We start from the raw sequence: 470 nt of genomic DNA, 5'->3' as shown, positions 1-470 counted from the left end.
CGATGGGCTGCTGTATCATGCAAACGGGCTTTCCATTGAAGAGCATTATACCGACACGGGTGGGGCATCGGATCATGTTTTCGGGCTGATGCCCTTCTTTGGTTATCGATTTGCGCCCAGGATACGGGATCTGAAAGAGCGGAAACTTCACCTGTTTCCAGATCAAAGCCCCGGTGATCTCCTGAGTGGAATGGCCGGTGACCCGATCAATACCGATCATGTTGCGGCCCACTGGGACGACCTGCTGCGTCTGGTCACATCCATTCGGAGTGGAACCGTGACGGCCTCGGCCATGCTGCGGAAGCTCGGATCTTATCCCCGTCAGAATGGTCTGGCTGTGGCCTTGCGTGAAGTTGGCCGGATCGAGCGGTCGGTTTTCATGCTCGACTGGATACAGGATCTGGATTTGCGCAGGCGAACCGGTTTTCATGCTCGACTGGATACAGGATCTGGATTTGCGCAGGCGAACC

At 56.0% G+C, this 470-nt stretch carries 1 protein-coding gene; it reads left to right on the top strand.

Going from position 1 to position 470, the window contains the following annotated elements; genetic code table 11:
- Positions 1-470 (top strand): Tn3 family transposase (locus KP705_RS17470; RefSeq protein ID WP_215765196.1); only part of this gene is annotated, 470 nt, incomplete at both ends.

The sequence above is a fragment of the Gluconobacter sp. P1D12_c genome (assembly GCF_018812105.1).
Taxonomy (GTDB): domain Bacteria; phylum Pseudomonadota; class Alphaproteobacteria; order Acetobacterales; family Acetobacteraceae; genus Gluconobacter; species Gluconobacter oxydans_A.
This window is presented reverse-complemented; position numbering and strand designations above follow the sequence as displayed.